The 12,493-nt window shown below is 66.0% G+C and carries 13 protein-coding genes; 4 read left to right on the top strand and 9 right to left on the bottom strand.

What is annotated here, in order from left to right; all coding sequences use genetic code 11:
* Positions 1-978 (top strand): FUSC family protein (locus JWR89_RS12195; RefSeq protein ID WP_299716249.1); only part of this gene is annotated, 978 nt, incomplete at its 5' end.
* Here the strand turns inward: JWR89_RS12195 and JWR89_RS12190 are convergent.
* Positions 962-1,471 carry a hypothetical protein gene (locus JWR89_RS12190; RefSeq protein WP_299716246.1) on the bottom strand — a complete coding sequence of 170 codons (510 nt, stop codon included), beginning with the start codon at positions 1,469-1,471 and terminating at the stop codon, positions 962-964. The genes JWR89_RS12195 and JWR89_RS12190 overlap by 17 nt on opposite strands.
* A gap of 49 nt (positions 1,472-1,520) precedes the next feature.
* A complete protein-coding gene (locus JWR89_RS12185) occupies positions 1,521-1,994 on the bottom strand; it encodes a DUF2867 domain-containing protein (protein WP_299716243.1) in 474 nt (157 codons plus the stop codon).
* A 122-nt stretch (positions 1,995-2,116) separates the two neighbouring features.
* Here JWR89_RS12185 and JWR89_RS12180 point away from each other — a divergent pair, with 122 nt between their 5' ends.
* From JWR89_RS12180 to JWR89_RS12170, 3 genes are read left to right on the top strand one after another with little or no spacing between them, the layout of a single operon-like run.
* Positions 2,117-3,082 carry a tripartite tricarboxylate transporter substrate-binding protein gene (locus JWR89_RS12180; protein ID WP_299716241.1) on the top strand — a complete coding sequence of 322 codons (966 nt, stop codon included), beginning with the start codon at positions 2,117-2,119 and terminating at the stop codon, positions 3,080-3,082.
* Between the two features lie 57 nt (positions 3,083-3,139).
* Positions 3,140-3,514, top strand: a complete 375-nt coding sequence (locus JWR89_RS12175; protein WP_299716238.1) for a nuclear transport factor 2 family protein — start codon at positions 3,140-3,142, stop codon at positions 3,512-3,514.
* Between the two features lie 12 nt (positions 3,515-3,526).
* Positions 3,527-4,012, top strand: coding sequence for a cation transporter (locus JWR89_RS12170; protein ID WP_299716235.1), 486 nt, complete (start codon positions 3,527-3,529; stop codon positions 4,010-4,012).
* 59 nt (positions 4,013-4,071) lie between these two features.
* Here the strand turns inward: JWR89_RS12170 and JWR89_RS12165 are convergent, their stop codons facing one another.
* The 7 genes from JWR89_RS12165 to JWR89_RS12135 all read right to left on the bottom strand — a co-directional run.
* Positions 4,072-5,736: an ABC transporter ATP-binding protein gene (locus tag JWR89_RS12165; protein WP_299716232.1), complete on the bottom strand. Its 1,665-nt coding sequence runs from the start codon at positions 5,734-5,736 to the stop codon at positions 4,072-4,074.
* Between the two features lie 8 nt (positions 5,737-5,744).
* Positions 5,745-6,593 carry an ABC transporter permease gene (locus JWR89_RS12160; protein ID WP_299716229.1) on the bottom strand — a complete coding sequence of 283 codons (849 nt, stop codon included), beginning with the start codon at positions 6,591-6,593 and terminating at the stop codon, positions 5,745-5,747.
* On the bottom strand, positions 6,590-7,618 hold the full coding sequence (locus tag JWR89_RS12155; RefSeq protein ID WP_299716255.1) for an ABC transporter permease: 1,029 nt from the start codon (positions 7,616-7,618) through the stop codon (positions 6,590-6,592). Before JWR89_RS12155 ends, JWR89_RS12160 begins: the two co-directional genes overlap by 4 nt.
* 127 nt (positions 7,619-7,745) lie before the next feature.
* Positions 7,746-9,338, bottom strand: a complete 1,593-nt coding sequence (locus JWR89_RS12150; protein WP_299716252.1) for an ABC transporter substrate-binding protein — start codon at positions 9,336-9,338, stop codon at positions 7,746-7,748.
* A gap of 193 nt (positions 9,339-9,531) precedes the next feature.
* The gene (locus JWR89_RS12145) at positions 9,532-10,944 is read right to left on the bottom strand and encodes an NAD(P)/FAD-dependent oxidoreductase (protein WP_299716226.1); all 1,413 of its coding nucleotides are present in this window, start codon (positions 10,942-10,944) and stop codon (positions 9,532-9,534) included.
* Positions 10,941-11,702: an SDR family oxidoreductase gene (locus JWR89_RS12140; RefSeq protein WP_299716223.1), complete on the bottom strand. Its 762-nt coding sequence runs from the start codon at positions 11,700-11,702 to the stop codon at positions 10,941-10,943. The genes JWR89_RS12145 and JWR89_RS12140 overlap by 4 nt, the downstream gene beginning before the upstream one ends.
* A gap of 1 nt (position 11,703) precedes the next feature.
* Positions 11,704-12,493 (bottom strand): NAD(P)-dependent oxidoreductase (locus JWR89_RS12135; protein ID WP_299716221.1); only part of this gene is annotated, 790 nt, incomplete at its 5' end.

Raw genomic sequence — 12,493 nt, 5'->3', positions numbered from 1 at the left:
ACCCAGATGAGCGTCGGCCGCTCGCTGAAGGCGACGCGGGATTACCTGGTCGGCACCATCGGCGGCGCGATCTATGGCGGCGCGGTGGCGATCCTGATCCCGCATTCCAGCGAAGGCGCGCTGCTGGCGGTGCTGGTGCTGGCGGTGGCGCCGCTGGCGTTCATCGCGGCGATCAATCCGAGCCTCAATGTCGCGACCGTCACCGCGCTGATCGTGCTGCTGCTGCCGATGATGAACCACGGCACGCCCTTGGATTCCGCCATTGACCGCGTGCTCGAAGTCGCGGTCGGCGCCATCACCGGGCTGCTGGTGTCGTTCCTGGTGCTGCCGTCGCGGGCGCACAGCCAGATCCGCGCCAGTGCGGCCACGACGCTGGAACTGATTGCCGCGGCGCTGAGCGAACTGCTGGCATCGCTGACCCGCGGCCGCGACAACGACAGGCTCCACGGACTGCAGGACGGCATCGGCAGCGCGCTGGTCGGGCTGAATGCGACCGGCGCCGAGGCCGAGCGCGAACGCGCCGCGCATCTGTCGTCGGGGCCGGACACCGGGCCGTTGCTGCGCACCATCCTGCGGCTGCGCCATGACCTGGTAATGATCGGCCGTGCCACGCTGGTGCCGCTGCCGGCCGAGTTGCAGAAGCGCCTGGCCGGGCCGTTGGCGCGGGTCAGCGACGCCATGGCCGCCTATCTGCGCGCCATCGCCGTGGCGTTGCGGACCGGGGCCGGCGCACCGGCGATCTGGCCGGTGCAGGTGGCGTTGCAGGCCTATGCCGGCGAGGTCGCCGCGCTGCGCAAGGACGGGCTGACCCGCGGGCTACCCGGCGACGTCGCCGAACGCTTCTTCGCCATCGGCTTCTCGCTGGAGCAGATGCGGCAGAATTTGCGGGATCTCGAGCGCTGCGTCGCGGAATGGACCGAGGCGGTGCCTCCGACCTCGGCCGACGCCACCGACAACGAATCTAGGTCCGTGCCTTGAGCATTTCCAGCGCGTGCAGATGCAGCCGCTCGGCGTCGCGTTCGCCGCGCGAGGCGGCGTCGAGGATGCTGGTCGATAGCAGCTTGAGCGCGTCGGCCGGGATATGCAGCGGCAGCACGTCGAGGCAGCGGTTCAGCGCCGCGGACATCGCAGCGACCGTTTCCGGGCCGAAGGAATGGCCGCCTTCGTCGTGCCAATTCGCCGCCAGCGTCGGAGATGGCGCGTGGGCGACGTCCTGGCGGTGGCGCTGGCCGAGCCGTTGCGCCTCGGACAGCACACGCAGATAGATCAGCCCCGCTTCGCCGAGCGCGTCCTCGTCGGACTGGCCGGATTTGGCCAGCGCCACGATATGGCTGGCGAGGCGGCTACGGTTGTCGGCGGTATCCGCGGCCTCGCCCTCGAGCGCGATGAAACGCTGCCATGCGGCGTCGAACGCGCGCGCCAGGGCTGCCTTGGATTCCTCGCTGTGCGGGTTGATCTCGGAAAAGCTCATGTCGGCTAACGGGTGGAACTCGCAGGAGTTCCCGGTACCGGTTTGCGATTCAGCCCGCCGCCTGACGCAGCATTGCGCGGACAACGATGCGGTGGAACGGGGTGATGACAGCGAGATAAACCCGGCCGAGCAGGTTATGGGTCAGGACGACCGTCGTCGCAGTGACGCGGGTGCCGCCCGGCACGGCAGCGACATCGACCAGTGCGCGAAAATCGAGATGCTTGTCGTCGAAGCCGGCGACGATCCGCTCCGGGGTCTCGCTGATCACCGGAAACATCCCGACCTTGTCGATGTCGGCCTGCCGCGCCGACTTTGTCGTGGTCAGGCCGAACGGCGCAACGATCGTATCGCGCATTGTCAGCAGCATCTGCACCCAGCGCGGCGAACGGCCGAACACCCGTTCGGCGGCGCGGCGGGCGTCGAGTGAATTGTCATCGACAATAATGCTGAAGGCGTCGATGAACTGTGCGCCGGCAAGCAAGGCGTTGGCATCGACCGTGGGCTGAACCATGGACACGTTCATCGCGACCTCCCGCCGGCGCCAATGCGCCGCGCCGTTTACACCGCTTTGCAGCATACACTTATGCTTTGCGTCGCGCCTGCAATGCTCCCTAAGATGCCTGAAAAAATACCAGGGAGAAATGCATGGCTTGCGGCCTCCGATGGGCTTTTCTGATCAGCGCGGCCTTGTCGCTTGCGACGCCGGCGCAGGCTCAGGACTATCCGACACGCCCGATCACGCTGATCGTGCCATTCGCCGCCGGCGGCAGTTCCGACGTCAATGCGCGGCTGATCGCCGAGCAGATGAGCCAGCGGCTCGGCCAGCCGATCGTCATCGAGAATATCGGCGGCGCCGGCGGCGCGGTCGCGCTGGCGCGGGTCGCCCAGGCGGCGCCTGACGGCTACACCATCGTGCAGGGCAACAGCGGCACCAATACCGCGGTCTATCTGTTTACGCCGGACGTGAAGTTCGCGCCGTCGGATTTTTCGCCGATCGGCATGTTCAACAAGAGCTCCGCGGTGGTGGCAATCCGCAAGAACTTTCCGGCGCAGACGCTGGCCGAGTTCATCGGCCATGCCAAGCAGAATCCCGGCCTTCTGAACATCGGCCATTCCGGCGTCGGCTCGCAGAACTACCTGTTCTGCAAGGCTTTCATCCAGGCCGCCGGCATCGACGTCACGCTGGTCGGTTATCGCGGCGGCGGGCCGGCGCTGAACGATCTGATCGGCGGCCAGATCGACGGGCTGTGCGATTCCTCGGCGTCGGTCACCCCGGCGATCCAAAGCGGGCTGGTGCGCGGCATTGCGCTGGCGTCGAAGACGCGGCTGGCACATCTGCCGGACCTGCCGACCGCATCGGAGGCCGGGCTGCCGCAGTTCGAGATTTCCGGCTGGTATGCCTTGTTCGCGCCGAAGGGCACGCCGCAGCCGGTGATCGACCGGCTCAACGGCGCGATGCGTGGGGCGGTGGCCAGCAGGGATTATCAGAAGCGGCTCGACGATCTCGGCTCGTCCCCCGCCGACGATGCCGAGATGGCGCCGGCCTATCTCGCGAAATTCGTGCCGCAGGAGATCGAGAAATTCCGCAAGATGCTGGGCGAGGCAAAGTGATGCGCGCCGCGTTTCATGGCATAAGGATGCCATGCGCTTTATGATCGGGAGAATGCCTTGGCCTATGACCGCTCGACCGTCGAAACCGTAATCCAGCATTATTTCGACGGGCTTTACGAAGGCGACGCCGACAAGCTCGCCGCGATCTTCCATCCCACCGCGGATCTGCGCTGGGTCGCCAACGGCGAGCTGCAGGTGCTGACGCTGCCGGACTGGATCGAGGTGGTGAAGAAGCGCGGTTCGGCGAAGGCCGAGGGCAAGCCGCGCGAAGATCTGATCGTCAGCGTCGATCGCTCCGACGACAACACCGCCTTCGTCAAGGTCCGCTGCCAGCTGCCGCCGCGATATTTCACGGACTATCTGGTGGCGATGCGGCTGGCCGATGGCTGGCAGATCGTCTCCAAGGCATATCGGTTCGACACCCGGGAATAAGGCCGGCCGCACTTGATCCAGATCAGCGCCGGGGCGCCGCCCGCGGCTATTTTGGGGCTTGGCCATTCCGGCCGCGAGGTCTGGACTCCGATGAGTTGCTGCAGCTCAGGCGCGGCACTGCTGTTGCTGAGGCCGGCCGATCCGCAGGTGGCCGCGCTGGACGTCCGGCTGGCCAGCCGGGCGGCGGACGGCGGGTTGCGGCACAGCGCGTTGTCGGTCCCCGATCTCGCTTGCGAGACCTGCCGGGACCGCATTGAGGCCGCGCTGGCTGAACTCGACGGGGTGCAATGGTGCGGTGTCGATATCGCGGCCAAACGCGTGAGCGTCGAATGGCGGGCGGCGGGCGAAGCGCCGCCGCTGGTCGCGGCGCTGTTGCAAGCCGGCTATGACCCGCATCTGGTCGAGCTGGAGACCGCCCCACAGTTCAGGCACGCTCGCGCCCGGTTCGCCCTTGGCTTGTCGCAGGGCTGGCGTAGCCTGTGGAGCGCCCGCGCGTAGTTGACTTGGAAGCGCTTGCGACCGTTTCCGGGGAACGATTCCAGCCACGGCTTCTGAATTCAGCCCGCCACAGCCGCTTCGATCAGTTCGATGTTCGGCACGGCATCCACCAATTCGCGCGTGTAGTCCGTCTGCGGATTGTCGAACAATGCGTGGCTTTCGCCTTGCTCGACGATCTCGCCGTTGCGCAGCACGATGGTGCGCTGGCACATCATCCGCACCACGTTGAGATCGTGACTGACGAACAGGAACGCCAGGCCGTCCTCGCGGCGCAGTTTGTCGAGCAGTTGCAGCACCACCGCCTGTACCGAGACGTCGAGCGCGGCGGTCGGCTCGTCCAATACCAGTAGCCGCGGGCGGCAGGCGATGGCCCGCGCGATCCCGATGCGGGCCTTCTGGCCGCCGGACAATTGGTGCGGGAAGCGCTCCAGCAGATCCGCGGGCAGGCCGACGCGATGGGCGCATTCGCGCACCCGCGCGCGCAGCGCGTCGCCGTTGCGCATGCCGGCCAGCCGCATCAGCGGATGCGCAATGCAGTCGAACGCGGTGAAGCGCGGATTGAGGCTGTCGTTGGGATCCTGGAAGACGATCTGGATGTCTTTGCGCTGCGGCGCGCGGTGGAAATCGCGGGCCGGGATGTGGCTGATGGACTCGCCGTTGAAATTGATGCTGCCTTCGCTCTGGTCGAGCAGCCGGCAGATCATCCGTGACGTGGTGCTCTTGCCGGAGCCGGATTCGCCGACCAGCCCGACGCTCTCGCCCGCCGCCAGCACCATCGAAAATGTCTTCAGCCCGACGGTGCCGTCATCGAAGCGCTTGACCAGGTCGCGGACCTCCAGCAGTGGCGGCGTGCCGTGTGGCGGGGTCGGCAGCGGCGCCGCCGGCAATGCGGCGAGCAGGTTCTCGTCACCGGTGACCAGATCCTCGACCCGCGACGTGGCCGTCGGCGACGCCGCGACAAGACGTTTGGTGTAGGGGTGCTGCGGCGAGTGGAACAGCGTCAGCGCTTCGGCTTCCTCGACCAGTCTGCCCTGCTCCATCACCACCACGCGGCGGCAGTAGCGCGCCGACAGGCCGAGGTCGTGGGTGATCAGGATCGTCGCCATGCCCCGGTCGGCGGCGATCTGCGCCAAGAGGTCCATCACCACTTTCTGGGTGGTGACGTCGAGACCGGTGGTCGGCTCGTCGGCGATCAGCAGCGCCGGATTGCTGGAGATCGCCATGGCGATCATGACGCGCTGGCACATGCCGCCGGACAGTTCGTGCGGATAGGCGGCCATGCGCTTTTCCGGATCGCGAATTTTGACGGCGCGCAACAGCTCGAGCGCCTCGCCGCGGGCGTCGTCGGCGGAGATTTTGCGATGCGCCATGATGGCGTCGGCGATCTGCTGGCCGATGGCGCGGATCGGGTTCAGCGCTCCGCGCGGGTTCTGGAAGATCATCGCCATCGCCGAGCCGTGCATCTCGCGCAGGCCGGCGCTGGTCATTTTTGTAATTTCGCGATCGCGAAACGTGATGCGGCCGGCGCTGATGCGGCCGGCGGATTCCAAAAGCCGCGTCACCGCAAATCCGGTGACGGATTTGCCGGAACCGCTCTCGCCGACGATGCCGAGGGTCTCGCCCTCGGCAAGCGACAGCGACACGCCGCGCACCGCCTCGACCGGGCCGCGCCGGGTAGAGAAGGTGACGTGCAGGTTCTCGATGTTCAGCAGTGGCTGGGTCATGGGTGCGGTCACGTGCGCTGACGGGGGTCGAGGATATCGCGCAGCCCGTCGCCGAGCAGGTTGAAGCAAAGCACGGCGAGCATCAGCGCCAAGCCGGGGAACGCCACCAGCCACCATTTGCCGGTGGAGATGAAGCGCGCGCCTTCGGCGACCATGATGCCCCATTCCGGCGTCGGCGGCTTGACGCCAAGGCCGATGAAAGAGAGGCCGGCGGCATTGATGATCGCCCAGCCGAGGTTGAGCGACATCTGCACCACCATCGCCGGCAGCACGTTGGGCAGCAGGAAGCGCAGCACCACGGAGACGTGGCTCTCGCCGCTGGCGCGCGCCGCCTCGACCCAGCCGAGGTTGCGGCGGACGTTGACCTCGGCGCGGGCGAAGCGGATGTAGAACGGCAGGTTGATGATCGCGGTGGCGATGACGATGTTCTCGACCCGGTTGCCGAGCGCCGCGACCATGGCCATGGCCAGCACGAACAGCGGAAACGCCATCAGCACATCGACGAAGCGGCCGACGGACCGGTCGAGCCGGCCGCCGGTGTAGCCGCACAGTGCGCCAATCACAGCGCCGAGCACGAAGGAAATGCCGACCGCCGAAAGCGCGATGGTCAGATCGAGCTGGGTGGCGACGATGATGCGGCTGAACACGTCGCGGCCGAGCTGGTCGGTGCCGGCCCAGTGCGCGGCGCTGGGGGCCTGCAGGGCGTTGGCGACATCCGAGGCAATCGGATCGTAGGGCGCCAGCCACGGTGCGAACAGGCCGACCAGAATAAGCAGCGTCGAGCCGGCGGCAGCGACGGCGGTAATGGGGTTGCCGCGCAGGATGAACGCGGCGTGCTGCAAGGTGGCGCTGCTCATCCGATGGAAATCCTGGGGTCCGCGATACCGTACAAGACATCGACGACGAGATTGACGATCACGAACACGAAGGCCATCAGCAGCACAAACCCCTGCACCGGCGCATAGTCCGACGACAGCAGCGCGTCGAGCGCGTAGGAGGCAACGCCGGGCCACGAGAACACCTTCTCGACCAGCACGTTGGCGCCCAGCATGGTGGAGAACACGATGCCCGCAATGGTGATCACCGGCAGGATGGCGTTACGCAGCGCATAGGTGACGACGATGCGCCACCACGACAGCCCGACGGAGCGCGCGGTGCGCACGAAGTCGCTGCCCAGCGACGCCAGCATCGAGGCGCGGGTGATGCGCGCCAGCGGCGCGATCACGAACAGCGCCATGGTGCAGGCTGGCAGGATCAACTGCTTGAACGCCGCCCACCAGCCTTCGAAGTCGCCGGCGATCAGGAAATCGATCAGTAGGAAGCCGGTATGGGACGGCGGCAGCGTCATGAAGATATCGACGCGGCCGGTCGGATCGGGTGCGATGCCGAGCAGGTAGTAGAACACGTAAATCAGCAAGAGGCCGGAAACGAAGGTCGGCACGCAGACCCCGAGCGCGCAGAACAACCGCACGCCGTGATCGATCAGCGATCCCGGCCGGAGTGCTGCGAGAATGCCGAGCGGGATCGCCGAGACCAGCGCGATCAGCAGCGCCGAGAACGTCAGTTCGAGCGACGCCGGCAGCCGCTCCTTGAGATCCTTGGTGACGTTCTGGCCGGTCATCAGCGAGCGGCCGAGATTGCCGCGGCCGACGTCGTAGAGATACAGCACGAGCTGCTGCGGCACTGGCTTGTCGAGGCCCATCTGCTTGCGGATGGTCTCGATCTCTTCCTTGCCGGCATTGGGGCCGGACGCAAAGAACACCGCGGGATCGCCGGGCAATACGCGCATCAGCAGAAAAGTGAACACCAGCACGCCGAACAGCGCCGGCAATGACGAGGCAAAGCGCCGTGCGGCGCGTTTCGCAGTCGAGGCCAGCTTCATCAGCACAGATGGTTCGCCTTAAATTACCGCCGTCATGCCGCGGAGCCAGCATCGGCTCTGCGGCATATCCTGAAAGCCCGGGGCGCCGCAATGCGGCGCCCCGGATATTCGCGTGGTTACAGGTCGATCACTTCCGGCTGAGGTCGCGGTAATCGACCTGGCGGTGGAACTGATAGGTATAGCCGGCGATCGAGGGCGCCATCACGGCGTCCTGGCTCGGCTGCCACAGTGGCACCTGCGGCATCTGGTCGAAGTTGATCGCGTTCAGCTTCACGCCGTCGGCTTCGTACTTGGTCTTGTCGGCTTCGAAGCGGGCTTCCTGCGCGATGGACGTCAGCTCGGCATTGTCGATCGAGCTGTAGTTCCAGCGCTGATTGCCGGTGTAGAAGTTGCGGTAGAAGTAGTCGGTCGATGGCAGCCAGGCGACGATGCCTTCGGTGAAGAACGGCAGCTTCTTCTCGGTGATCTGCGTCGACATCTGCGCGTCCGGCAATTTCTGGATGTCGACCTTGATGCCGATCTTGCCGAGCGACTCCTTGAGCAGCGCGGCCATCGGTTCGGCGGTAGCCGACTGTCCGACGTTGAAGCTGAAGGTGGTGGAGAAGCCGTCCGGGAAGCCGGCGGCCTTCAGATAGGCCTTGGCCTTGTCGAGATCGAGCTTGATCGGCTGCTTGATCGGGAACGCCCCGGATGGCGGCTTACCGTCGGCCCAGGTGGCGCCGGTCAGCAGTTCGCCGCGGCCGAACAGCGCCGCCTTGAACATGTCGTCATAGGGCAGCGCATAAGCGATGGCGCGGCGCACATCGACCTTGTCGAAGGGCGGCATCTGGTTGTTCATCGAGATGAAGGTCATCGCGTTATACTGCGGCGTCGAGATCACCTGCAGCTTGCCCTTGGCTTCGAGCGACTGCGCGTCGCTGGCCTGCAGGTCGATGACGATATCGACGTCGCCCTTCTCGACCAGGTTGGCGCGGGTCGCCGGCTCCGGCACCGACTGCAGGATCAGGCGCTTGAAAAACGCCTGCTTGCCGCCGGGGCCGCGATTCCAGTCGTCGTTGCGCTTCAGCATGACCTGCTCGCCCGGCTTGAAGCTTTCCAGGATGTAGGCGCCCGATCCCGCGGTGTTGTCCTTCAGCCAGGCCTGCGCCCAGGGATCTTCCTCGGTCGTATGTGATTTGGCGAGCTTCGAATTGATGATGATCGGATACACCGTGGCGAGGTTCGGCAGTGCCAGCTTGTCGGGCTTCGGCAGCGTCACTTCGAAGGTCAGCGGGTCGATCGCCTTGAACTGGCTGGCGTCGGTCAAGGAGCCCGTCAGCAACTGCGCCTTGCCGAGGATCTTGGCGGTGACGGCGCGGTCGAGCGACCACTTCACATCTTCCGCGGTGACCGGCGAGCCGTCCTGGAACTTGGCGTCCTTGCGCAGCTTGAAGGTGATCTTCAAACCGTCGGGACTGACCTCGTAAGATTCGGCAAGCTCGCCGCGGATGCTATCGAGATCGAACACCCACTTACCGTTGAGTTGCTTGCGGCCGAACGAGACCAGTCGGTCGTAGGTCGAGAGGCTGACGGCGAAGGCTTCGCGGGTCGAGCCGGGAATGTTGGGGTCGAGCGTATTGACCGAGGCGCCGGTAACGTAGCGCAGCGTTTCCGCGCGCGTCTGCGCCTGCAGTGGGCCGGCGGCGACCACAAAAGCCAGCGCGGCGGCGGCGCCCAACATCTGCTTCGAATATGTGAGTCTCATTACTCTATCCTCTGAATTGAAGAATGCACCTGTGGCGACCGCGCGCGAGGCGACGAACTATTCGATACCTAAAGCAATTAACGCGCCAATTCGGGCGCCAGCGTCCTCCCTTAAGCCCACGCCAAACCCGCGTTCGGGCTTGATTGGTTCATTCGTTATTTGCCGCAGCCTATGGTTGCCGCGCGATTGATGCTTGCTTCACGTCATAGGCCTGGAACGAGGCCCAATGGCCTTCGATATCCGCGCGAAACAGTCCGCGCGTCAAGCCTTGCACCAGCTTCGGAACCGCCGTCGTCATCGCATTGATCGAGGAGCCCGATGCCCCGAAGCTCATGGTGGCCGCGATGGCGAACAAATGGATGTTGGAAATCCACGGCGTCTCGCCGGCGACGCGTTCGGTCAGCGCGTAATCGTCGGCGAGATAGGGGAACTGGCCCAAGCGCGCGTTGCGTTCGTTTTCCGGCGGCTGGTAGCGGTCGGTCCAGGTGGCGATATTGCCGGCGCAATTCTGCAATTCGCGGCGGCCCGCAAAGTCCATCGCGATGCCGGTGCCGCAGATCACCAGGTCGGCCTGATAGGTCCCGGACGGCGTGCGCAATTCCACCTGGTTGCCCACCGCTTGGGCAGACTCGATGGGCGAGCCCTCGTGCAGATGGAAGCCGGCGTGACGCGCGCAGCGATCCCAGGTCGGCTGCGGAAATCCCTCGCGCATTTCCAGCACGGTCTTCATGAAGCGCCAGCGCCAGGCATCGTCGAGATCGCTGAAGTGGCGCAGGAAGCCGCGAAAGGTCAGCCAGTGATAGGGCTGCACCGTCTGCACTTCGGCGCGGCGGCACAGCAGGTGCACCTCGGCGCCGGCTTCCAGCGCCGTCGCCGCATTGTCGAACGCAGACGCGCCGGCGCCGATCACCACCACGCGCTTGCCGCGCAGCGCGGCAAAATCGATGGCCTCGGCGCCGGTCACGCATAGCGACGGCGGCAGATGGCGCAGCGGCTCCGGTTTCATCCAGTCGCCCATGCCCTCCTGGCCGGTCGCCAGCACGATCTTTCGCGCATACAGCGTCTCGACGCCGCCACCGCTTTGCACGGTGGCTGCGAGCAGTCCGTTGTCCGCCGGCGCAATGTCGATCACGTCGCAGCCGTTGCGCACGGGAACACCGACCATCCGCCTGAACCACAGCAGATAGTCCGCCCAATGACCGCGCGGAATGCGGTCGAGAGTCTGCCAATGCTCCGCACCGAACATCGCTTCGTGCCAGGACTGATAGGTCAGGCTGGGCACGTCGAGGTCGGGGCCGGTAAAATGCTTCGGGCTGCGCAAAGTCGGCATCCGCGCATAGGTCAGCCACGGGCCTTCGCGGCCTTCGTCGGCCTTGTCCAGCACGAGAAAATTCGTCACCTGCGAGCGCAGCAGGCCGAAGCCGATGGCGATGCCGGACTGGCCGGCGCCGACGATCAGCACATCGAGCGCCGGCTTGCCGTCGGGGCCCGATTTGGCCTTCAGCCATGGCGCATTCGGATGCGCGGTCTTGTTGAGGTCGTCGCGGACCTGCGCCTCGAGGGCGGCGAGAGCGTCGTTCATGCGGCGAGCCATCCGCCATCCACCGGCAACACGGTGCCGGTCGTAAATGAAGACGCATCGCTGGCGAGAAAAAGGGCGGCTTCGGCGACTTCCACGGCTTCGCCAAACCGCTTCATGGCGTGGCGGTTACGGGAGGCTTCGCGCACCGGGTCCGGATCGGCGTGGCGCGCAAAACTGCGGCGCAGCAGCGGCGTGTCGATGGCGCCCGGCGCAATCGCATTGACGCGAATGCCGTCGGTGGCGAAGTCCACCGCCATGGTGCGCGTCAGGCTGACGATCGCGCCCTTGGAGGCGATATAGGCGCTGTTACCCTTGCCGCCGGCGATGGCCAGTTGCGACGCCACGGTGACGATCGAGCCCTTGCCTTGCTGCTGCATCGGCGGGATCGCGGCACGCGCCCACAGCCAGGTGCCGCCGACATTGGTGCGGAACACCGCGTCCCAGTCGGCTGGCGATGTGGTCAGCACGGTGCCGCCGACGGAGAAGCCGGCGGAGGTCATGAGGATGTCGAGCCGGCCGCGTTGGCCGATGATGTGATCGACGGTGGCCTGCGCGTAATCGCCGTCGCCGACATCGCCGACATGGAGCGACGCTTCGCCGTTAGCGTCGCGAATCTCCGCGACGGTTTCCTGCAGGCCCGCTTCGTCGCGGTCGACCAGCGCGACGAAGGCGCCTTCGCGCGCAAAGAGCAGCGCGCTGGCGCGGCCGATGCCGGAGCCGCCGCCGGTGATGATGGCTGTGCGCCCGTGCAGTCTCATGTCAGTGTCCTTCTTCATGTCGCGCCGACCATGTGTTGAGGGCGTCGGCGGAATCGGCGCATCCGGATTTGGCGCGCCAGCCGAATTCCTGTTCGAGCCGCGCCACCGAAAGCGGCGCGCGGTCGGCATCGCCGTGCAGGTCGATATTGGCGGTTTCGCCCGACATCGCGAGCCGGCAGACGAAGCCGGCATTGAGCGCCGCCAGCGCCTCGCCCCATTGCAGCGCCGACCACTCCGCGCCGCTCGATATATTGTAAAGCCGGTGCTGCGGCTTTTCGGCCTCGATCAGCAAGGTCAGGGCATCCGCGACATCCGGCGCATAGATCCAGTCCTTGACGCCCGGTCTCGGCAATACAGCCTCGCTGCGCCGATGCAGCGCATCGAGGATCTGGATCTGCGGGCTGAGCGTGTCGCGCACGCCGGTGGCCCGCTCCCACGGTCCGAATACGCCGCTCAGGCGGACGCTGATAATGTCGAAGTTCCACAGCGCCGCGAGGCGCGCGGCGACTTTCTCGGAGGCGTATTTGGTGATGGCGTAGAGTGATACGGGGTCGCAGGCCATGTCTTCATCGAGCAGCGCATGACGAAACGCGGTGGCGCCATAGGCGCCAGCGGAGGACAGGTTGATCACGCGCCGGACGCCATGGCGCCGCGCCGCGACGAGGATCGGCGTCTGCGCCAGCAGGTTGACGTGGAGAATGGTTTCGGGATCGGCGGCGTCGCGCTCGGCGCTGGCGGTAATCGCGGCGCCCATGACGATGGCGTCAATGCCGGAAGCGATTGCCGCCTCG

This window comes from Tardiphaga sp. (assembly GCF_028290785.1).
Classification (GTDB): domain Bacteria; phylum Pseudomonadota; class Alphaproteobacteria; order Rhizobiales; family Xanthobacteraceae; genus Tardiphaga.
The sequence above is the reverse complement of the archived record's forward strand: the minus strand, read 5'-3'. Positions and strand labels throughout refer to the sequence as shown.

Coding starts and splice junctions, on each gene's coding strand:
- JWR89_RS12165 (WP_299716232.1), bottom strand. CDS start 5,736: ATGACCCAGCCACTGCTGAACATCGAGAACCTGCACGTCACCTTCTCT.
- JWR89_RS12145 (WP_299716226.1), bottom strand. CDS start 10,944: ATGAACGACGCTCTCGCCGCCCTCGAGGCGCAGGTCCGCGACGACCTC.
- JWR89_RS12190 (WP_299716246.1), bottom strand. CDS start 1,471: ATGAGCTTTTCCGAGATCAACCCGCACAGCGAGGAATCCAAGGCAGCC.
- JWR89_RS12185 (WP_299716243.1), bottom strand. CDS start 1,994: ATGAACGTGTCCATGGTTCAGCCCACGGTCGATGCCAACGCCTTGCTT.
- JWR89_RS12155 (WP_299716255.1), bottom strand. CDS start 7,618: ATGAAGCTGGCCTCGACTGCGAAACGCGCCGCACGGCGCTTTGCCTCG.
- JWR89_RS12180 (WP_299716241.1), top strand. CDS start 2,117: ATGGCTTGCGGCCTCCGATGGGCTTTTCTGATCAGCGCGGCCTTGTCG.
- JWR89_RS12150 (WP_299716252.1), bottom strand. CDS start 9,338: ATGTTGGGCGCCGCCGCCGCGCTGGCTTTTGTGGTCGCCGCCGGCCCA.
- JWR89_RS12140 (WP_299716223.1), bottom strand. CDS start 11,702: ATGAGACTGCACGGGCGCACAGCCATCATCACCGGCGGCGGCTCCGGC.
- JWR89_RS12160 (WP_299716229.1), bottom strand. CDS start 6,593: ATGAGCAGCGCCACCTTGCAGCACGCCGCGTTCATCCTGCGCGGCAAC.